Origin of the sequence: Microbacterium sp. WHRI 7836 (genome assembly GCF_040223885.2) — a bacterium.
In the GTDB taxonomy this organism is placed as follows: domain Bacteria; phylum Actinomycetota; class Actinomycetes; order Actinomycetales; family Microbacteriaceae; genus Microbacterium; species Microbacterium oxydans.
Genome location: NZ_CP168171.1, coordinates 623,496 through 644,490, shown reverse-complemented (window position 1 = coordinate 644,490; position 20,995 = coordinate 623,496). Strand labels below are relative to the sequence as shown.

The following is a 20,995-nucleotide window of genomic DNA, read 5'->3' as shown; positions in this document are numbered from 1 at the left end:
GCGCCGAGGGCGCATCTCACTGCTCAGGGTCATACCCACTCCACCAGGAGGGACCGGTCGCCGAAGCGCACCGTGTCGCCGATCTGCAATTCCGCGGGGTGTCCCGCCGGCAGCGCTGTCTCAGAACCGCCTCGGACGATCGCGCTGCCATTCGTGGAGGCCCGGTCGACGACGAAGACGCCCCGTCGGGCCGGCATCACCGCGATGTGGGTCTTGGACACCGAGCGCGTGTCGTCGACGACCGGCACCAGGAGCGCCTCGCCCTCGCCAGCGGCGGCACTCGGGGACCGCCCGAACAGCGTCGTCCCCCGCACTTCGATGCGCTGCCCGGTGTCGAGCACCAGGAGCGCTCGTACTCCCATCGGCGCGGGGGAAGCGGCGGGTGCGGACGCGGGAGATGCGGCAGGTGCCGGTGCGTCCGGGGCTGCCGGCATTTCCACAGCGGGGGCCGCTGCGGCGGCGGCAGAGGCGGCGACAGGAGCGGATGTCGGGGGCCGAACGGGCGCCGGTTCCGGGACAGAAGAATCCGGAGCCGGTGCGGGAGCCGAAGCCGGAGCGGGAGCCGGAGCCGGAGCCGGAGCCGGAGCCGGAGCCGGAGAGAATGCTGCCGGGCCGGGAGCACCCGTCGCCAGGGACGGGGGCACGGCCGACACCATGGATCCGACGCCCGGGGCCTCCTGCGGCTCCGGCGCGGTGCCCCCGGCGGATCGATGCGCGCCGATCACGCCGCCGGAGAACCGTGCACTCGGAACATACTCCGCCGGGGCATCGCGATGTACCGGCGTGGCCAGGGACGGGAGCGGCGCCTTCTCCTCGTGCTCCGGCGTCTTCACCCGCTTGCGCGCGATGCGCATGCGCTTCTGGTCGTAGGGGTTCAAGCCGCCCCGCACGTCCACGAACCAGGTCGCGGCGGCCAGGTCGAGCCATCCACGGCCGCGCTTCTCGATGTCGAAGAGCGGCGAGAGCATGATCACCAGCACGGGGCCGACGATCGGCACGATGAACGAGGCGTACGCGACGAGGTACCGGACCACGGCACCGCGCCAGAATCCCGGGCGCTCGAGAGTGCGGACGTTCACCGAGCGGATGCCGCAGATCGCCTTGCCGAGAGTCACTCCCTTGCGTCCGTGCAGCACGAGCTGGACCACCACATACGCGATCATCAGCCCCTGCGAGACCGCGGCGGCGACGATGAGCCACACCAGGTCGCCCCGGGCGAAGAACGTCTCCGCGTCGAACTCCCCCGACACCGCCTGAGCGAGCACGGGAGTCAGCGCGATGATGGCCGGAAGCGCGATGAGCACGGCCACCGTCCACTCGATGAGAGCGGCGAGAACACGCGCTCCCCGTCCCGCCGGTCGCAGCCCCAGCGACGCCGCGTACGCGGGGTCGGGGCGTCCGTGCGCGTCGAGCCCTTCGACCTCGGGAGCGTGGTCGTCGATCTCCCAGATCACTCCTGCTCTCCCTCGGCCTCGTCGACGGCGTGCGCGGTGTCGAGCAGAGGCAGGTCGCACTTGCCGACCAGGCGCGAGGCGATCACGTGTTCGACCAGCCGCGCGCGACGGTTGGTCGCGAAGCTGCGCTGCCCACCGCGCATGCCGGGCACACCGATCCGGTCGAACTTGTCGCACACGTTGTCGAGTTTGCGGTTGAAGCGGGTGACCGTCCACCCGAGTCGCTCCGCGGCCTTCGCCGAGGTGGGGATCTCGCTCATGCCCGTGCCGTCCCTGCGCAGCTGCGGCTCGGCCAGCGCGAGGATGAGGAGCTTCTGGCTGAGGGTCAGCGGTACGTCTCCGATCGTCGATGCACCGCCGTCGTCGTGCTCGCGTCTGGTCGCACGGAACGTCGGCTCGGCCGCGTGCAGGGTGAGCTCGTACGTCGTCGGTCCTGCGCTGAACACGACCGTGGTGGTCTCGAAGACCAGCGGAAGACGCGCGCCGGGCGCGAGCCATGCCTGCACTCCGCCGGCCGAGTCGGTCACGGTCGCCGTGAGGCGCGTGCCGACGTTCGACAGCCACCACAGCCCGTCGGCGTCGGTGATCTCCAGGAAGTGCCGGTGCAGGAACAGATTGTCGTCGAGTTCGAGGTCGCCCTCGCGTCCGACGATGAACCGCCCGCCTCGACGGACCGGGAAGTACTCCCCCGCGAACTCGACGGTCACACCGCCTTCACCACTCACTCCACGCACCCCCGCACGGTCTCGGACGCGCGCCCGTCGTCGCGTCGCAGCATCACGTCGATGCACACGGTTCCCGCTGTGGCAGGAAGGGTAGCGGTCGGATCCGGCGTCTGCTGCGGATCGACCTCTCCCGACACGGCCACCGGGGTCCAGATGTACGAGTCGCCGTCGAGCGGGCTCGGGTTCGTCCAGGTGAAGACGACCTGTTCGCCCTGCCGCGTCCCGGCGAGCTCGGTCACCTTCGGCACCACATCCGTGCCGACATCCTTCGGGTCGACGGCCTCGGCCGTCTCCTGCGGTTCGGGTGTGATCCCGGCGACCAGCAGGTTCAGACCGACGATCCCGCCGATCACGATCACGACGCCGGCGGCGGCGAGCCCGATCCAGAGGCCCTTGCGGCTGCGCGGCGCTTCGGGTGCGGCCGGAGCTGCGAGGGGCGTGCCGGGCACCATCGCCGGCGGCACGGCAGCGTCGGGGGCGACCACCTGCGGGGCTCGGGCGATCGTCCGGTCATCGGCGCTCGGGGGCAGCGGCTGCGGCGGAGCAGGAGTCGGAGTCGGAGCACGCAGCTGCGTCTGCTCGACGGACGGCACGGACGATGTCTCGGCGAGTGGCGCGTCGAAGCGCGGGATGCCGGGCAGCGCGGCCGGAGGCTCTTTGCGCTGCGTCGTCGCCGACGGGCGGGTGAACGATGCCACGTCGGGGTCGATGCTGACGATCTCGCGCACCCGCGTGAGGCCGTCGCCGTCGTCGTCCAGATCCTCCGCCGGCGGGTGGTCGTCGACGATGTCGATCGGCGTCACCGAATGCGAGAGCTCGATCTGCACCTTCTGCAGTGCCCGCGCGAACGCCACGGCGCTCGGGAAACGATCGTCGGGGTTCTTCGCCATCGCGCGCTCGAGGAGGCGCTGCAGGCTCTCGGGCGAGTCCGGCCGCTTCAGCGAGGGGAGAGCTGCACGCTCGATGCGCTCGATGAGGTCGGCGCTCGAGTTGCGCTCCCCCGGACGCTCGAACGGCGAACGGCCGGCCAGAAGGGTGTACAGCGTCGCTCCGAGGGCCCACACATCCGTTCGGGGTCCGCTCTGCGGCGGCTCGGCGAACGATTCGGGGGGCGACCACGGGATCGACATCCCCGACGCCTCTCCCGTGGCTCCGGTGGTGGACGCGATGCCGAAGTCGGTGAGCGCCGGCCTGTTGTACTCGGTGACCAGGATGTTGGCGGGCTTGATGTCGCGGTGCAGCACACCGGCGCGGTGCGCTGTCTCGACGGCACCGGCCACCTGCACACCGACCCGCAGCGCCTCGGCCACCGAGAACGGGTCCTTCCGCGCGCGCAGCTGGAGGTTGGGCCGCGGGCAGTACTCCATCACCAGGTACGGGCGTCCGTCTCCGGCGACCCCTGCCTGGTAGATCGTCACGATCGCGGGGTGCGTGGAGAGCATCGCCATGACGTTCGCCTCATCCGCGAACTCCTGGGCGGCGCCGCTGGAGATGCGATCGGCGAGCAGCACCTTCACCGCGACCCGGCGGCGGGGCATCTCCTGCTCGTAGAGGAAGACGTCGGCGAAGCCGCCGGTGCCCAGCGGCTCGACGTAGGTGAAGCCGGGAAGGTCCGGCGGCGGGGAGGGGCGACGCGTCACGGCAGATCCTCGAAGGCGACCGTGACACCGTCGCCGAGGTCGACGACGTCGCCGGAGAGCACCAGCGTCTGCTCGCCGGGGTGCAGCCGCACGGGGTCGGCTCCCGGCCGCAGCAGGGTGGACCCGTTGGTGGTGTGCAGATCGATGACCACCACGGTGTCGCCCTCCGGCCGTACTTCGAGGTGGCTGCGCGAGATGTCCTGCTGAGGGCTCTCGACGGCGATGAGATGCGGAAGATTCGCGCCGCTCGCCCGCGTCGACCGCGGGCGGCGCCCGATGATCACGGTGCGATCCAGAGCCGTCTCCTGCCCTGTGGACAGGCGGATGCGGCCGACGGAGGCCGCGGCCGGTGCCGGGGCGACATCGAGCACCTCCGTCGGGGCGTCACTGGAGACCGGCGGCTGCTGGCGGAGCGCGCGGAGGTCTGCGGCCGAGATCGTCGCGCCGTCGTGGTCGCCCTCGATGGCGATCGGCGCGGCCGGTGTCGCCGCCCCGCCGACGGAGTGCACCGTGGCGCCCCACAGCTGGTCGAAGTCGTCGTCGACCGGCGGAGCGAGTGTCACCTCGGTGGGCGGCAGGAAGGCATCGTCGATGACGGGGAGCGGTTCCTCGGGCTCCGGCGCGGGCTCCGGCTCCGGCTCGGGAGCTGCCACCGGCTCCGTCGCAGGCTCGGGCTGCGGCGCGGGCTCGGGCTGCGGCGCGGGCTCTGCCACCGGCTCCGGCGCGGGTTCAGGAGCCGCGACCGGCTCCGGCGCCGCGACGTTCGCGGCCGGCGCGGACTCCCCGACGACCGGGGCAGGGCCGAGGATGGAGGGGAGCGGATCGGCATCGCTCGGTTCGAGCTCGGCGCTCACAGCCGCCGCCCGGACGATTCCGCTCTGCACGGGCAGACCGTCGGCGTCGGCATCGGCGCTCTCGACCGTGATCTCGACCTTCGTCGCACCGCCGAGGTAGCGCTCGTTCCAGGTGGTGACATCGGCGCCGGAGAGCTCGAACGACTCCGAGCCGGTCTCCACACTCGCGGTGACCGCCCCCCGCAGGGCGATCCGCATGTCCGACCCTTCGGCGACGGCCGCGACGAACGAGGGCAGCGAAGTGAACGAGACCCCCGACTGCGCGGTGAGCACATCGACAACGGTCGCGAGCGTCTTCTCCTCCGGCAGGCGCTCCCACAGCCGCGCGACGACATCGCCTGGCACCTCGGGCGGGAGGGCGACGAGCGCTCCCGGGATGACGATCAGGTACCACTGTCCCGGTCGGTAGCTGGTCTGCATCAGCGAACCCCTCCTGCTGCGGCTTCTCGTGGACGTGTGTCCTGGTCGATGTCCGTATCGGTGGCCATCAGCGTCCCCGGTCTCGAGGCGACGGAGACGGCATCGATGACGAGCACCGTGATGTTGTCCCTACCCCCGGCGCTGACAGCCTCGTCGATGAGCACGTCTGCCGCACGCTGCGGGTCCTTCTCGGCGATCAGGATCTCGCGGATGCGGGCGTCGGCGACCTCGGAGGTGAGGCCGTCCGAGCACACCAGCATCCGGTCGCCGAGCTCGGCGGGGAACATCCAGTAGTCCGCGTCGCCCGTGCTGCTCGCGCCGATCGCCCGCGTGATGATGTTGCGGCGGCGGTCGGAGACGGCATCCTCGACCGTGAGCTCACCCGATTCGATCAGCTCCTGCACCACGGAATGGTCCACCGTGATCTGCTCCAGCTCGCCGTCTGCGAAGCGATAGGTGCGCGAGTCGCCGATGTTGAGCGCGAGCCAGTAGCCCATGCCGTCGACCGAGGCGACGAACACACCGCTGAGTGTCGTACCTGCGCGGCCGTTGCCCGAGGTGGACAGCTCCTCGACACTCTCCCTCGCCAGGGAGAGTGCCAGACGCACGTCGTCGAGTTCGAGCGCGGACCGACCGATGTAGCGCGCGAACTCCGCGATCACGGCGGCGCTCGCGCGCTCCCCCGCTTCGTGCCCACCCATTCCGTCGGCGACCAGGAAGATCGGCGCCGATGCCAGATGCGCGTCCTCGTTCAGCGCACGCCGGAGTCCCGGATGCGTGGCCGACCCGGTCGAGACGACCAGTCCCGGCCTCATGCGTATCCGCCGATCGTGACGATGCGGTCGCCGATCTCGATGGCGTCGCCCAGTCGCACCGGGACGCGCTGCCCCGCGGGACAGGCGATCCGCTGGCCTGCGCGGACGATCGTCATGCCGTTCGTGGAGTGTCGGTCCATCACCCAGCCACCCGAGGTCTCGGCCGCCGCCTCGAAGTGCGTCTTCGAGAGCGAGAGCGTCTCGTCGCGCACGGGCACGAGCGTCGCTCCCTCTTCCGGTGCGGGGTTGCGCCCGAACACCGTGCGGCGGGAGACGGAGACACGCGTCCCGTCGTCCCACGTGAAGACGAGCCGGTGTCCCGGAACACTGATCCTGGTGTCCTCGAGGTCGTCCTCCTCGGTGGTGCGCGACGCGGCAGGCGCCGCGGGGGCGGCAGGCGCGGCGGGCGGACTCACCGGAGCCGCAGGCTGCTGCTGGATCGTCTCGTCGAGTGCAGGTGAGGGTGCGGTCTCGGGCTCGGGCGCTGGGCGTGCGGGAGCATCCTGCGTGATGCCGGGGACGAAGGCGATGAGGGATCCCGCGTCGGCGACCGGTGCCGCGGGAGCGGCCGGTCGCGGAGGGATCGAAGCGGAGGGCGGCGTGGCGGGAGCCGTCGCCGGAGCCGGAACAGGAAACGGCGCGGGACCCGGAATCGGGGCCGGAGCCGAGGCAGGAGCCGGCTGCGGGAGTCCGGGGATCGCCGGTGCGGGCGCCGGGGCCGCGGCCCCGGATCCGGTCGAGGCGGGGACCGCGGTCGTCGCGGTGGCGGGTGTCGCGGTGGCGGGTGCAGGCACGCGCGCGTCCACCATGAGGGAGCCGGCCACCTTGTCGTGCCACCCCTGGTACCGACCGGAGCCGTCGAACAGCGGCGTGAAGTAGCCCACGACGATGGCGGCGGCGAGGCCGAAGATGACGTTGCGCAGCAGCGTCCGTCCGAAGCCGAGGCCGCTCCCGTCCGTCGCCGAGACCAGCCGAAGGCCCTGGGCGCGCATGCCGATCGAGCCGGTGCCCGCCTGCATCACGGTGTAGACGACGAACCAGCCGAGAAGGATCAGGCTCACGACCGGACCCCCGATCAGCAGGACTCCGACACTGCCCTCGAGGCTGCCGGTGAGCGAGGCGCCGACCAGGAGTCCACCGCCGAGCACGATCGCGAGGCCCCCGGCGATCAGGGCGTCGATGAGGTAGGCGACGGCGCGACGGGAGACCGGCGCGATCTGGTCGGTCGCGGGCTGCGTCATGAGGTCTCGCTCTCGGAGGACGGGGGCGTCGTGCTGTTCTTGATGGTGCCAGGTTCACGGCGGACGCGCACGGCCGCCGCTTCCTTCAGATTCTGGAATCCGTTCGAGATGGCCGTGCCGCCGACCAGGGAGCGGATGCTCAGTCGCGCCTGAAGACGCTTCCAGAAGCCGGCTTCCTTGCCGAGGCCGCCCACGATGTCATCGACCTCGTGCCAGAAGGAATCGACGTCCTCCTGGCTCGGCTCGGCGGGACCGAACACATCGGCATCGGCCCGCTCGGCGAGGGCGGTGACCTGCGGAACCGTCAACGAAGACGCCACGACCACCGCCTCCTCGATCCGCGTGCCGCCGGGAGGGATGCGCGCGCCGTAGTCCACGGCACGGTCGGTGAGCTCGTCCCATCCCCCGCTGATGCGGTCGGCGTTGCGTGCGGCCGCGCGTCGGGAACGACGCTTCGCCGCCTTCCACGCACCGATCACGATGAACGGCGATGCCAGGAGTGCGATCACTCCGAGGGAGATGCCACCGATCACGAGGATCGCACCGATGATGCCCGCGATGTTGAGACTCTCGTCCTCGCCCTCGCGGTCGTCGGGCAGCGTGGGCGGCAGGTCGACGGGCTCCTGCGGCGGAGGCGGGGGCTGCAGCACCTGCGGCTTCGGGTCGACGCGCGGCTTGGTGTTCTGATCGTTCGGCACCTGGTCTTCGGGAGGGGTGGGGTTGAAGGCGATCCACCCGAGCCCCTCGAAGTTGACCTCGACCCAGGCATGCACGTCGTCGCCGGTGGCAGCGAACGTGGCTTCTCCCGCATTCTCCTCGTCGGGGTAGTAGCCCATGACCACACGAGCGGGGATGTCGACCTGTCCGGCGAGCAGGGCCATCGCCACGGCGTACTGCTCGTCGTCGCCGATCATCTGCTCGCCGCCGACGAGGGTCGAGATGCGCTCGGCGGTGTGTCCAGCCCGGGAGATGACCTCCCCCTCGAGCCCGTGGCTGAAGAAGCCCTCCTTCGCCAGGAAGTTCTCGAGGGCGCGCACCCGCTCGATGGGCGTCTCCGCGCCGACCACCGTCTCGGCGGCGAGGGCTGTGAGCTCCTCCGGCACGTTGCTCGGCTTGGGCATCGAGACCTTGCCGAACGGCACCTCGGCGAGCTGCTCGTCGTCGGGAATGTTCGGCATCACGGCGTCCACCGTGTACTCGTCGCCCTTCGTCAGCTTCGTGGTGGAGACGGCAGTGCCCGTCTCGGTGTTCACGTAGGTGCCGCGGCGCAGCTGCTCGGCGTCATCGCCGGAGAACCTGATCTCGGACAGCTCGCCCGCGGTCGGCATCCACACACCGCGATAGGCACCGATCTCGACGTTGAGCGTCACCGGGACGCCCTCGGCATCCGGTGACATGTTCGAGCGCAGCGGGCTGAAGGCGCTCGACGAGGTGGGTCCGCCGTCGGTGACGTTGTAGACCATGCCGTCGAACTGATCCATGACGGCCGTGCGGATCCGCGCGCCCTTGGGCAGTCCCTGCACCGTGAAGAGCGTCTCGTCCGCCTCATCGCGCACGTTCTTGCGGAACGCCTGCAGGGGGCTCGGGTAGTCCCGGATGTCGAACGGCGGGATGATCACGTCGCGGAACACGTGCCGCGGCTGCGCCGGGTTCGCGACCGCGCTCGTGGCCACCCCCGCACCACCGGCGATCGCCAGCACGGCCACGCCGGCGAGCAGACGACGGGTGCGCATGTGCGAGGCCCTGGAGGGGTCGACCTCGCTGACGGAGATCGCCGTGTTCTGCGGCGCCCACAGCTGGCGAAGCGCGAGCCAGGAAATGCTCACGACCGCGAACACGAGTCCCTGCACCAGCGGGAACGCGGGTTCAGGGGTGCCGAGGGCGATCACGAGCATGAGCAGCACGCCGGCCGGGATCAGCGCCCAGGCCACCTGCGACAGGCGCAGCGCGAGCGACGCGGTCACCGTCGTGAACACCAGCGCCAGGAGGAAGGGGACCACGAGGTGACCGTCCGCCGCGGCCACGGGCGCCACCGTGGTGAGCATCTGCTTCCACGCGGTGACCGTCCCGAGCGCGAGCTTCTGCAGCGTCTCCAGCGTCGGGATGAAGCCGAGGATCGAGGTCTGCGGCAGGGCGAACGCGCCGCCGAACACGAAGTAGGCGGCGACCGTGAGGCCCGCGATGATCAGGATGCCCCAACGGCGCCAGGTCGTGACCGCCGCGATCGCGAGGCCGAGCACGACGCCGCCGACCACGGCGGGGAGGAAGGACGGACCGGCGAACGTCGGCCAGAAGCCGACCAGCGCGGTGACCACCAGGAGAGCGGAGGCACCGAGATCGAGGATCCAGCGACGCACGGGAAGACCGGCGAACGCGGCGGAGGATGCGGTCATGCGAGCACCTTCTGCAGGGCGAGGGGGATCTGCTCCAGCGCACCGACCGTCACGACGTCGGCATCGCCGATGCGGCGCAGGGCCGGAGCGGAGGCGGTGGTGTCGGCGACGACCACGAGCACGCGGGCGCCGAATGGAAGACGCGCACAGGCGAGACGGAGGTCGTCGGGCTTGACCCGCGCCCCGCACACGAGCACCACGACGCTCGCGAGCGGCATCGTCGCCGACACCACTCCGGCGAGCTCGGCGATGCCGCCCTCCTTGGGCTTGCTGTTCTCGACGGCCGAGAGGGAATCGAGCAGCTGCTTGCCCGTGCCTGCCGGCAGCTCGCGCCCCTGCACCCGCATGTCGACGCGCTGCGAGTCGCGGAGAGCACGCAGGCCGATCGACCCTGCGGCCGAGACTCCCAGCTCGAAGTCGTCGGGGGTGGCGTAGTCGGCGAGGGAGCGCGACAGACCGATCACGAAGTGCGAGCGCCGGGTCTCCTCGTACTGCCGGACCATCATGGTGCCGGTGCGGGCCGTCGAGCGCCAGTGCACGTGGCGGAGGTCGTCGCCCGGCTGGTACTCGAGCAGGGCGTGGAACGACACGTCGTCGCGGGACAGGTCGGCGGCGGGAAGACCCTCGAGGTCACGCAGGTAGCCGAGGGACTGGCCGTCGAACAGCACCGTGCGCGGGTGCACGAAGAGGTCGACGGGGTCGTCGCGACGGTGCGCCCGCTCGAACAGGCCGAGGGGGTCGCCGCGCACGACGCTCACAGGGCCCACCTTGACCACACCGCGCTTCTGGGTCGGGATCGCGAAGAGCTCCTCCGCCTCCTCCCCCGGCGCGAGCCGCTGGATGCCGAACTCGCCGCGCCCCGAACCGACGGGGAGCACCACGCGCGACGGCAGGATGGCCCTGCTGCCGCGGTTCGCGAGGGTCAGGGCGCCGACCGCGCGCTCTCCCACGACGACGCGGGTGCGGGCGAGGTCGAGGGCGACGTCGTAGGCGGTGCGTCCGATCAGGAACAGCGCGCACAGGGCGACGGCGATCGCGATGACGACCGCGGCGATCGTGAACTCCGACCACCCGGCGATCTGCCCGAGCACCCAGAAGCCGACGGCGAGCGCCATCAGCACCCAGGCCAGCGGACGGATGGCGGAGGTTATCTTGCGGAGGCGCGTCAGGGCGCGCGCACCGAGGACGGCCGCGATGTCACGCCATCCGGCGTCGCGCTCCGTCTGCGGCGTCGACGCCGGAAGGGCCTCCGCGGTCATCAGGCCGCCGCTCGGGCCTGGGGGGCCGCAACGGCGTCGAGCACGCGGGCGATGACCGTGTCGCTGCTGGTGCCCGCGAACTCGGCCTCGGCGTCGAGCAGCAGACGGTGCTGCCACACCGGGCGGGCGAGCACCTTGATGTCGTCCGGGAGCACGAAGTGGCGCCCCTGAGCCGCGGCCCAGACCTTGGCGATGCGGATCATCGCGATCGCACCGCGCACCGAGACGCCGAGGCGGATGGCGCCGTCTTCGCGAGTCGCCTCGGCGAGCTCTGCCACGTAGCGGAGCACGGCGGGCTCGACGTGCACGGTGGCCGCGAGGTCGGCCATGTCGGCGACGGCGCTGGTCGTGATGATCGCGGACAGACCTGCAGACGGGTTGCGGTCGGAGGCGCCGGCGAGGATGCTCTCGGTCACCGCGAGGTCGGGGTATCCGATCGAGGTCTTGATCAGGAAGCGGTCGAGCTGCGCCTCGGGCAGCTTGTAGGTTCCCGCCTGCTCGATGGGGTTCTGCGTGGCGATCACGAGGAACGGGCGTCCGGTCTCGTGGGTGACGCCGTCGACCGTGACGCGCGACTCCTCCATGACCTCGAGCAGCGCCGACTGGGTCTTCGGCGACGCGCGGTTGATCTCGTCGGCGAGCACGATCGACGCGAAGATCGGGCCCTTGTGGAACTCGAAGCGGTGCGACTGCTGGTCGTAGATCGTCACACCCGTCACGTCGGACGGCAGCAGGTCGGGGGTGAACTGGATGCGCGTGCTGGTGCCCTGCACGGTCGCGGCCAGCGCCTTGGCGAGGCTGGTCTTGCCCGTGCCCGGTGCGTCTTCGAGGAGCACATGACCCTCGGCGAGCATCGAGGCCAGCACGAGACCGACGATCTCCTGCTTGCCCTGCACGGCCTTGTCGATGTTCTCGACGAGGCGCTGGAAGGTGCCCTGGAACCAGGCGGCCTGCTCGGGGGTCATTGTCATGAGTGTGTCGTTCCTTGTTGTTGTTCAGAACCGGTGTTCACAGCGCGGATGGGGAGACGGGTCATTGCCAGAGGCGGTGCTCGAAAGCGGTGCCGTTGACCATCACCCAGGCCTCGATCACGCCACGGCGGTTGCCGAGGTAGCAGCTGAGCCGGCCGCCGTAGCTGCCGTTGCCGTCCATGGTGATCGAGTACGGTCCGCCCCATACGCCGCCGTACGTCGCGTCGTTGTTGTTGCACCGCACGGAGATGGTCTGCCCCGGATCGAAGTCCTGAGCGTTCAGGTAGAAGTACGCGCAGGTGCCGTCGTTGCAGTTCGGCTGGCCGTTCGCGTTGCCGGTCGAGGTGACCCAGGCGCGCGGATTGGGCTTCGGACCCGACGTGCCGGCTTCGCTCCGCGTGATCTTCTGCCCCGCGTCGTCCGTCACCTCGACGTCGATCGTGTGGCGCTGGCTGTAGCCGTCGCCCACGGTGGTGCTTCCGTTCGCACCGACGTGCGTCCACCCGCCGCCGTCGATCCGGATGCGCACGACCTTGATCCCACGTCCGTTGGCCGAGACGTTCGCGTTCCATCCGAACGTCACGCTCTTCGGGTTCGAGTTCACCGTCACCGAGGGCTGCCTCAGCGGTCCATAGGGGTTGCCTGACATCTGGTTCGAGGCGTCGCTCGAGTAGGTCTGGCCGTCGACCGTCGAGACGGCCCGCACCCGCACGTTGTAGTTCGTGCCGTTCGAGAGTCCCGTGATGACGTTGTTTCCCGGCATCGCCGCCCAGTTGCCCCCGAGGGAGTACTGGTACTGCACCTCGTTCGACCTCGCACCGTTGAGCGCGCCGGGAGACCAGGTGAGCGTGAGCGACCGATCGCCTTCGGCGACGTTCGACAGCGAGGGCGCACCCGGCTTGTTCACACCGCGACGCGGTGCCGACATCGGGCTCCATTCACCCCAGTCCGCCTTGTTGTGCGCGCGGATGCGGTACGTATACGGCGTCTCCGAGGTCGGGACCTTCACCGCCTGCGACCTGGCGTCGGCTCCCGGCGTGATGGTGTTCCGCAGCGTGCCGCCCTCCCACACCTGCAGCTGGAACGAGTCGATCGGGTCGCCGTTGGCGTTCCCCGGCACCCAGTTCACCTGCATCTGCGCCTCGGTGCCCACGCCCTGCAGCTGTGTGACGGTGGGCGCGGCGGCGGGCATCGGCGGCCCCGCGGGCACCTCGGAGGCCGACCAGCCGCTCCAACTCGACGGCTCGGGCGCGCGGTTGTGGGCCTGTACGCGCACCTGGTAGATGCCGCCGTTCTCGAGACCCTCCCAGGTCATCGAGTTCCCGGTGGCCTGCTTCTGCGAGACCCCGGACGGCGGAGCCGGCGAGATCTCCAGCGTGTAGCTCTCCACCGGAGAGCCGGGAGTGGTCGGGGTGGCCCACGCGACCTTGAGCGACTTGTCGCCGAAGGTCAGCGTCGGCGGGGTCGGGGTGTCGGGACGAGCGTCCGGACGGGCGACCGCCGACGTGCCGGACGGCTTCGACTCGCCGACCCGGTTGGTCGCGGTCACCTGGAAGGTGTACTCCACGTTGTTGGTGAGGCCGTCGAGCGTGCACGTCGTCGAGCGGCATTCCTTCGAGTACGGGCTGCCGCCGACCGACTTCACCGTGTACTTCGTGATCTCGGCGCCGTTGTTCGACGGCGCACCGTAGGAGACCACGACGGTGCGGTCCTGCACGCTCGACACCAGCGGGGTGCCCGGTGCCTCCGGCACGCCCTGGACGGTCACGACGATCTGGCCGTTGGCCTCGCGGTCGGGGTCCTTCGTCGCATCCTGGATGCGGTAGCGCACGACCATGGTCCCGACGAAGCTGGGGTCGGGAGTGACGACGACCTGATCGCCCTTCACGGCCGCGCCGCCGGAGCCCGACTCCGTGGCAGCCGTCATCAGCTTGAGCGGCGTCTCCGGGAACGGGTTGTAGTCGTTCGCGAGCACGGGCACCGTGATGCTCTTGCCCTGATCCGCTTCCGAGATCGTGTCGGTGTTGGCTGCCGGCAGCGGGCGGGTCGAGGCGCCGACGCGCACGGTCACGGTGCCTTCGACGGCCTCCGTCGTCCCGTCGGTGATCTCCAGCTTCAGGGAGGACACCGTGCCCTTCTCGACGTCGGACGAGGCCTCGACGAGCAGCTTCGAGCCGTCGATCTTGGCGGTGATGCCCTTGCCCGCACCGCTGACGTACTTGTACCTGTGCTTGCCCTCGTCCTCCGGATCGGGGTCGGCCGTGAGGGCGGCCAGGTCGAGCGTCGATGCCTTCTCGCCCGGAGCGACGATGACCTCTGCGCCCGTGAACACCGGCTGCTGGTTCTCCGGCGGCAGCACGTTGATCGGGATGCTCAGCGTCGCCGTACGGCCCTCGGGGTCGTCCGGCCCCGTGCCGTCTGTGACCTCGAACGTGAGCGAGTCCTGTCCGAAGTAGCCCTCGGCCGAGGTGTACACCAGGGTGGTCTCGTCCTTCACGAGGTCGTCGCCGTTGGCGTACACGGCGTTCACCTTGGCATGCTCGGTGATCCGCGCGGTCCCCCCGCCTGCGACGGTGACGAACTTCGAGAGCGGGATCTCCCTGGTCTCGCCGCTCATGACCTCGAGCGGCTTGGTCGAATCCAGGATCGGCCGCAGGTCGGACTCGGCCGGCACGAAGATGAACGCGGATGCGGCCAGATCGTCCTGATCGGTGATCGTGTAGCGGATGAGCTGCAGCTGCTCGGTGACGGTGACCCGCACCTTGCCGTTCTCCAGCTGGGTCGCGCCTTCTCCGAGCACGAGCTTCAGGCGATCGGTGGTGCCGTCCGGGTCCTCGTCGTTCTTGAGAATGTCGAGGTCGGCACTCATCGTGCCGTCGGTGAGGTCGGTCGGCCGCACACGGTCGTCACGCGCGACGGGCGCCTGCAGCGGGACGTCCTCGTCGACGGTGATCTGCAGCGCCGCGGTCGCCTCGGCGCCCCTCGCGTCGCGGATCGTGTACTGCAGCGACGTCTCGAGCTCGCGGTTCGGCGCCTGCACCAGCACCCGATCACCCGAGACGCGGGCCGTGATGCCCGTCTCGGTCGGAACTTCGAGGCCGTCCTTCACGAGGATGATCTTGTCGCCCTCGGGGTCGGAGTCGTTCAGCATCACCGGCACCGAGATCTCGCGACCCGGCCGCACGACCACGGCGTCCTTCACCGCGAACGGTCTCTGATTGATCTGCTCGCCCGGTGCGATGCCCACCCGGATCGTGGCGATGCCCTCCTTGCCGAGGCGGTCGCGCACGCGATAGCGGAACACGTCGACACCGGCGGAGTCGTCGAACGCCTCGTACGTGAAGTAATTCTGCGCCGTCTCGGTGATGCGCCCCTTCTGCGGGCTGGAGGCGATGTCGATCAGCTCGACCGAGTCGCCGTCGGCGTCGATGCCGTCGAGAGGGACGGCGATGTTCGCGGTCGACCCGGCGAGCACGCGGGCCACCAGATCCTGCGGGCGTGGAGCGGCGTTCGTCTCCTCATCGACCGGAAGGATCTGGATCGTGACGTAGCCGGCGTCCTTCTGCTGGCGCGAATCGACCGCCTCGTAGGTGAGGTACACGGTCTTCGCGACGGGTCCGGCCTTGAACCGGATCGTGTCCTGCGAGACGAACGCCTCGCCGTCCTCCGGGTCGACCAGCGGCTCGACCAGCTCGGGAACGACGTGCATGACGTCGTCGTTCGGGTGCGTGTCGTTGTCGAGCACCGGGATGGTGACGACGTCGCCCGCGCGCACGATCGCCGTGTCGTCGTTCACGACGGGTTGCAGGAGCTTGTCCGGCGCGGGGATCGGGATGACCACCACCTCGCCCTCCGCCGACTTGGAGCCGTTGGAGATGCGGTACTTGATGCGCGCCTGGTCGGTGAGCGAGCCCTGATCGGTGATGCGAAGCGTCTCGTGGTTGATGACCGACACGGAGATGCCCGAGTCGTCGTCGATCGAGACGGACTGCACCACCAGGATGCCGCCGGCGGGGTCGACGTCGTTTGCGAGCACGCCGATGAGCACATCGCCGCCCGTCGGCAGCAGCGCCACGTCGCGCACGGCGACCGGAGGGAGATCCGTCTCGCTCGCCTCGAGCACGTCGACGCGCACGATCCCCTCGCCGTTCTCGGGGCCCGCGGTCGCCAGGTACAGCACGTAGTAGGTGCCGGGAGCATCAGCGGTGAAGGAGAAGGTCTTGTTCGGCCCGTCCGTGACGATGGTCGCGCCGGGAACCTCGTTCACGCGGCCGAGTCGCAGCAGCTCGCGCCCCGAACTGGTGTCGTTGGCCAGCGGTGCCACGGTGACCTGCTCGCCGACGCGGGTCACGACGTGATCGGCGTTGGTCTTGGGCTTGGTCGAGCCCTCCGGTCGGACATCGAGGGTCACCGTCGCGGTGGCGCTCTCCCCGTATCCGTCGGCGACGGTGACCTGCACGTCCTTGCGTCCCTGCTGGCTCGCGGTCGCCTTGTACGTGATCTGGCCGTCGGTGCTGAAGTCGACCTCGTCGCCCGGCGCGGGGACGACCTCCTTGAGGTAGACATCGTCGCCCTCGGGGTCGATCCAGTCCGGGAGGATGTTGTACGAGATCGTTCCGCCGGTCTCCACGGTGAGACTGGTGTGCCGTTTGGGCACCGGAGCGGTGTTCACGCTCTTGTCGTAGACGGTCAGCGTGACCGCTGCCGTGTCCTTCCCGCCGCGACCGTCATCGGCCTCGTAGGTGAAGGTGGTCGACCCTGTCGCGTCCTCGTCGACCGCGATCTGCAGGGATCCGCCGTTCTGCACCTGCTGGATCGTGCCGAGAGCGGGCTGGGCCTCGGCGAGGGTCGCGACCAGGACGTCGCCATCCGGATCGTTGTCGTTGTCGAGCACGGGGAGCATCGTCGTCACGCCGGGGCGCACACCGAACGTGTCGTCCTCGGCGATCGGAGGGGTGTTCTCCTCCTTGCGCTCGGGGAGCGTGGTCTCGACGGTCTCCTCGGTCGAGTCGTCCTCGTTCTCGGTCTCGCCCTCCGGCGGGGTGAGGTCGTTCCAGTTGTCGACGCGCTGCAGGCTCTCGTTCGCCAGCCAGGCCGCTCCGCCCACCGCGTCGTTGAGGATGATGACGTCGCGGTTGACGCGGAACACGAGGCTCTTCGAATCCTCGGCGCCGTCGACGTTCGCGTTGACGTCGTTCGCCGACCCGGGGCACTCCCGGATGAAGGTGGCCGTTCCGGCCCACGCGCCGTAGGTGCAACCGCGCAGCCACACCGGCGCCGCCGGCACGCCATCGCCACCCGCCTCGACCTCTGTGGGCTCACCGCCGTCGAGCGGAACGCTCACCAGCGCGTTCGTGGTCGAGACCGCCACCGCGTCGGTGTTCTCGGAGGCCTGCTGCAGAACGGCCTTGTCCGCGCCGGGGATCTCGGTGCGGACCCCGCCCGGGGAGGTCACGACGCCGGCAGCGCGATCCAGCACGACCGGGGTGCGACCCACGGCGGTGATCGCGGGCTTGGCGGACGCGTCGAGTTCGCCGACCGACGCGGCGGAGGCGTCGAGCGCCTCCCCCTCGTTGTCGACGGGGACGGTGACCACCTCGCCGCGCTCCGGGGCGAGTCCGAAGACGGTGCCGTCCTTGGCCACGGCGACATCGGCGCCAGCGCCCAACTCGGCCACCGGCTCGTTGACCTCGGCCTCGAAGGACGCGACGCCCTGCGCCGGCACGACCCAGAGCTCGCCGGTCTTCTGATCGAGGATCGCAGCCGTGCGGTTGCCCAGTGCGACCTTCGAGGAGGACGGGACCTTCGCCGAATCGCCGAGCGAGACGCGTGCAGGATCGACGGCTGTGAGTGTCGACGCGTTCTCGTCGACGACCAGGATGTTGTTCGTGTCCTGCAGGATGTCGTAGTTCTCACCCGTGGTGCGCAGTCCGCCGTCGAGCACCGTCGACTCGTGGTTGAAGTGCCCCACGAGAAGGCTCGACGTCTTGGTGATCCAGACGCCGCCGTCGTTCAGATCGACCTTGGTGGTCGGGAACCCCTCATAGGTGAAGGCCATCGTGGTGATGGCGATCACGCCCACGGTGACACCGGCCGCTGACGCCAGTGTCTTCGGTCGTGCGCGCATCCATGACAACGCCTTCATACCCGGTTCCCCCCCAGGGTGACACTCTCTGTTCTCCTCGATCGCGACCCGACGGGCCCACGAAGCACCCGTTCATCCTAACTGCGTCCTGGAATACCGCTCGATGGGGAGTTTTGCCCATCGAGCGGGGCGACGTCGAGAAGACCTCGAAGCCGCCCCGCCCATGGAGCATGAGAGCGTGCGGTCAGCTGCGACCCCGACGCCGTCGGAGGACGAGCGCGCCACCGAGGCTCAGAAGCAGCAGAGCGCCGCCGACGAGGTACCAACCGGGTGCACCGCCCGTCGTGGCGAGGTCACCGCCCGTGGACGACGCATCCGCTCCGCCACCGGATCCCGAACCGGGGGCTGTGCCCGTCCCCGTTCCCGGTGCGACGCCGCCGGAGCCGTGCCCCGCGCGGGTGACCGTGATCGGCGCGGTCGCCTCGGTCCCGTCGGGGAGGATCACCGCCAGTGTGTGCGCACCGGCCGGCGTCTTCGCGGGGATCGTGACAGCGGTGCGGAACGCCCCGTCGGCATCGGCGGTCGCGACGCCCACCCGCACCGGTGTGGAACGCAGCTCGATCGCGAGCTCCGCAGCCTCGGGGAATCCGGTTCCGGAGATCGTGACCCGGCCACCGGCCGCGACCGTCTGCGTGCTCAGCGCCACGGCCGGATCGACGGGATCGACCGGATCGACGGGATCGACCGGATCGACCGGGTCCACCGGATCCACGGGGGCGTCGGTGGGACGCGGGATGTCGACGTGCTTGATCTCCGTCGCTCCGGCCGTCGAGAAGGAGTACACCGTGACGCGCACGCGGTCGTCGTACAGCGCGGCGCGCAGCCCGACGGGGTCGGCACCGCCGACGGCTTTCTCCTCCCAGTCCCCGCTCGGCCCGTACATCGTGGTGACGGCTCCGGTGTTCACGACCGTGGGGCCGCTGGCGCGCGTCGGATCCGGCCGCAGCTCTGTACTCCAGTCGTTCAACGTCGGCGACCAGTGCGTGTGGCTGTTGAACATGATGACGTTCGGGTTCTGTGCGAGCAGGGCGGCGAACCGGGCCTCCTCCTGCCCGAAGTCGTTCTCGTAGAACCGCGCGTACGATCCGGAGACCGAGTACGGCAGCAGGTGGTGCGAGAAGAGCAGCACCGGCTGGTCCTGGGCGCGCCAGTGGGCGAGCCGATCACGCAGCCAGGTGAACTGCTCCTCGCTGAAGTCGACGAACGGGCCTGCGCCGGTCTTCGCCGTGTAGTCGTAGAACTCGCTGCCGATCCAGATCAGGGGAAGCTGACCGTCCACGAGCACCTCACCCCACAGCCCACCCTGGCCACCGATGTCGCGCATCCCCGTCGAATCGAGGAAGCGCTCCCGGTACACCGCCGATCCCTCGCTGCCGTAGTACTCGTGATTGCCGATCGTCGAGACGACCGTGCCGTACTCGCCGCCGCCACCCGCCGCGAGCGCCGACAGATAGGAGGTGTAGTTCGCGGTCGATCCGTTGCTGACCAGGTCGCCGTTGGACACGAGCACGTCCGCCGTCTGCGCCATCGCGCGGAACCCCGGCAGCACGTTCTGGCTCAGTCGCGTCGTCGCCCCCTGCACGTCGCTGAAGATGTCGACCACGGTGTTGGCCTCGACTCCTTCGGCGAGTGCCGCGAGCGGGCGCACCACCTGCACGTCGTCGAGCATCCACGATCCCGCGGCGCCGGGGGCGTCGAAGACGAACCGCAGGGTCATCGCGGATGCGCCCGCCGGCACCGTGACCGGCAGCCGGAGCTGCGCTGACTCCTCGTCGGCATCGGAGAGCTCGCGCAGCACGGTCTCCGTTCCCTCGTCGAACACCGCCGTCACGGTGCCATGCTGGGTTCCGCCCCTCTTGCGGTAGTGGCTGTCGAGGCGCACCTCCAGCGCATCCCCCGCCTTCACGGCGATCGGAGAGGAGGCGAGGCTGCCGGCGAATGCCCCGCTCGTCGCCTCCGCCACGGCGATCCGCCCCGAAGCGCGGGTGAACGCGTGTCGGCGATCGGTGCCGTACTGAGCGATCACGCTGTCGAGGTTCGACAGCGTCCACGCCCCCTCTCTCGTCCAGCTGTCCGTCTCGAAGCCGTCGAACCAGAGCAGCTGCTCGGTGGTCGAGGTGTCCGGGTCGTCGGCGGTGAGCACGGTGATCACGAGCGGGGTCGACACGATGCCGGCGCCACCGAGAGACAGCGTCACCGAGCCGGGCGCGAGGTCAGCGGGCAGCGCGACCGAGAACGACGTCTCCCCCGCGGCGTCAGCGACCGGGATACCGGGAACCGCCGCCCCGGCTTCGCCGAACGACGCCGTCAGCTGCTGGCCGGGGCGCAGTCCGCCGACCTTCACCGGAACCGTCGCACCTGCTCTGGCGACGGGCTTCGCGGCGGAGAGGATGCGCGGTGCTGCATCTGCCGGCGGGGCCTCGCTGATCTGCACGTCGTCGATCATCCAGAACCAGTTGTTGCTGCTCTCGGCGTACGACCAGCCCACCGTGACCGCATCGCTCCCCGCAGGCACCGGGATCGAGACGTCCACCTGCTCGTCGAGACGGTTCCGGGCGAACGACTCGACCACCACCGGCGCTGCGTCGTCGAAGCGAGCGACGAGCTGCGCGGTCTGCGGCGACTGCCCCTGCTTGTAGTGGCTGTCGAAGCGCACCCGCACCGCCCCGTCCTGACTCTGCAGGTCGACGGCTGGGGCCCACAGCACGGAGCTGAAGCGCCCGTCCGTCGGCCGGTTGGCGTCGGAGTGCACGACCGCGGTGACACCGTCCGCACGTGTGAAGGAGCCGCGATCGCCGCTGTTCCCCCAGGTCGACACGACCTCGGCCGAGGTGTGGAACGACCAGCCCTGCCAGTCCGCCCGCATACCGGTCACGTTGGTGTTGTCGATCGACCATCCGGCAGGGGGCTGCGAGGCCGTCGCGTCGGTGAAGCCTTCGGTCAGCGGCGGGGCTGCAGCGAAGGCGGGCGTCGCCGCCGCGCCGACGAGCAGCGTGAGGGCGCACGTCACGGCGATGGCGCCGATTCCGTGTCTGGTTCTCATGTCTCTTCCTAGGGGTTGGTCGACCGCTCATGTCG

The 20,995-nt window shown here is 70.1% G+C and carries 11 protein-coding genes; all 11 read right to left on the bottom strand.

The window, feature by feature from the left end:
* Positions 1-29 precede the first annotated feature (29 nt).
* Positions 30-1,454 (bottom strand): RDD family protein, encoded by a 1,425-nt coding sequence (locus ABRP18_RS02980; RefSeq protein ID WP_349885511.1) that lies wholly within the window; start codon positions 1,452-1,454, stop codon positions 30-32.
* On the bottom strand, positions 1,451-2,161 hold the full coding sequence (locus tag ABRP18_RS02975; protein WP_349885510.1) for a hypothetical protein: 711 nt from the start codon (positions 2,159-2,161) through the stop codon (positions 1,451-1,453). The genes ABRP18_RS02980 and ABRP18_RS02975 overlap by 4 nt, the downstream gene beginning before the upstream one ends.
* 14 nt (positions 2,162-2,175) lie before the next feature.
* Positions 2,176-3,819, bottom strand: coding sequence for a serine/threonine-protein kinase (locus ABRP18_RS02970; protein WP_349885509.1), 1,644 nt, complete (start codon positions 3,817-3,819; stop codon positions 2,176-2,178).
* Complete coding sequence (locus ABRP18_RS02965) at positions 3,816-5,093, bottom strand: FHA domain-containing protein (RefSeq protein WP_349885508.1); 1,278 nt, start codon at positions 5,091-5,093, stop codon at positions 3,816-3,818. Before ABRP18_RS02965 ends, ABRP18_RS02970 begins: the two co-directional genes overlap by 4 nt.
* On the bottom strand, positions 5,093-5,908 hold the full coding sequence (locus tag ABRP18_RS02960) for a PP2C family serine/threonine-protein phosphatase (RefSeq protein WP_046746681.1): 816 nt from the start codon (positions 5,906-5,908) through the stop codon (positions 5,093-5,095). Before ABRP18_RS02960 ends, ABRP18_RS02965 begins: the two co-directional genes overlap by 1 nt.
* Positions 5,905-7,149, bottom strand: coding sequence for an RDD family protein (locus ABRP18_RS02955; protein ID WP_349885507.1), 1,245 nt, complete (start codon positions 7,147-7,149; stop codon positions 5,905-5,907). Before ABRP18_RS02955 ends, ABRP18_RS02960 begins: the two co-directional genes overlap by 4 nt.
* On the bottom strand, positions 7,146-9,542 hold the full coding sequence (locus ABRP18_RS02950) for a transglutaminaseTgpA domain-containing protein (RefSeq protein WP_349885506.1): 2,397 nt from the start codon (positions 9,540-9,542) through the stop codon (positions 7,146-7,148). Before ABRP18_RS02950 ends, ABRP18_RS02955 begins: the two co-directional genes overlap by 4 nt.
* On the bottom strand, positions 9,539-10,801 hold the full coding sequence (locus tag ABRP18_RS02945; RefSeq protein WP_046746638.1) for a DUF58 domain-containing protein: 1,263 nt from the start codon (positions 10,799-10,801) through the stop codon (positions 9,539-9,541). The genes ABRP18_RS02950 and ABRP18_RS02945 overlap by 4 nt, the downstream gene beginning before the upstream one ends.
* Positions 10,801-11,772 carry a MoxR family ATPase gene (locus tag ABRP18_RS02940; protein ID WP_046746637.1) on the bottom strand — a complete coding sequence of 324 codons (972 nt, stop codon included), beginning with the start codon at positions 11,770-11,772 and terminating at the stop codon, positions 10,801-10,803. Before ABRP18_RS02940 ends, ABRP18_RS02945 begins: the two co-directional genes overlap by 1 nt.
* A 61-nt stretch (positions 11,773-11,833) precedes the next feature.
* Positions 11,834-17,899: an Ig-like domain-containing protein gene (locus ABRP18_RS02935; RefSeq protein ID WP_349885505.1), complete on the bottom strand. Its 6,066-nt coding sequence runs from the start codon at positions 17,897-17,899 to the stop codon at positions 11,834-11,836.
* A 202-nt stretch (positions 17,900-18,101) separates the two neighbouring features.
* A complete protein-coding gene (locus ABRP18_RS02930; RefSeq protein ID WP_349885504.1) occupies positions 18,102-20,960 on the bottom strand; it encodes a metallophosphoesterase in 2,859 nt (952 codons plus the stop codon).
* Between the last annotated feature and the right edge of the window lie 35 nt (positions 20,961-20,995).

Excerpts from the sequence above, each read along its gene's own strand:
- ABRP18_RS02965 (WP_349885508.1), bottom strand. The coding sequence starts at position 5,093 with ATGCAGACCAGCTACCGACCGGGACAGTGGTACCTGATCGTCATCCCG.
- ABRP18_RS02960 (WP_046746681.1), bottom strand. The coding sequence starts at position 5,908 with ATGAGGCCGGGACTGGTCGTCTCGACCGGGTCGGCCACGCATCCGGGA.
- ABRP18_RS02955 (WP_349885507.1), bottom strand. The coding sequence starts at position 7,149 with ATGACGCAGCCCGCGACCGACCAGATCGCGCCGGTCTCCCGTCGCGCC.
- ABRP18_RS02950 (WP_349885506.1), bottom strand. The coding sequence starts at position 9,542 with ATGACCGCATCCTCCGCCGCGTTCGCCGGTCTTCCCGTGCGTCGCTGG.
- ABRP18_RS02945 (WP_046746638.1), bottom strand. The coding sequence starts at position 10,801 with ATGACCGCGGAGGCCCTTCCGGCGTCGACGCCGCAGACGGAGCGCGAC.
- ABRP18_RS02940 (WP_046746637.1), bottom strand. The coding sequence starts at position 11,772 with ATGACAATGACCCCCGAGCAGGCCGCCTGGTTCCAGGGCACCTTCCAG.
- ABRP18_RS02935 (WP_349885505.1), bottom strand. The coding sequence starts at position 17,899 with ATGCGCGCACGACCGAAGACACTGGCGTCAGCGGCCGGTGTCACCGTG.
- ABRP18_RS02930 (WP_349885504.1), bottom strand. The coding sequence starts at position 20,960 with ATGAGAACCAGACACGGAATCGGCGCCATCGCCGTGACGTGCGCCCTC.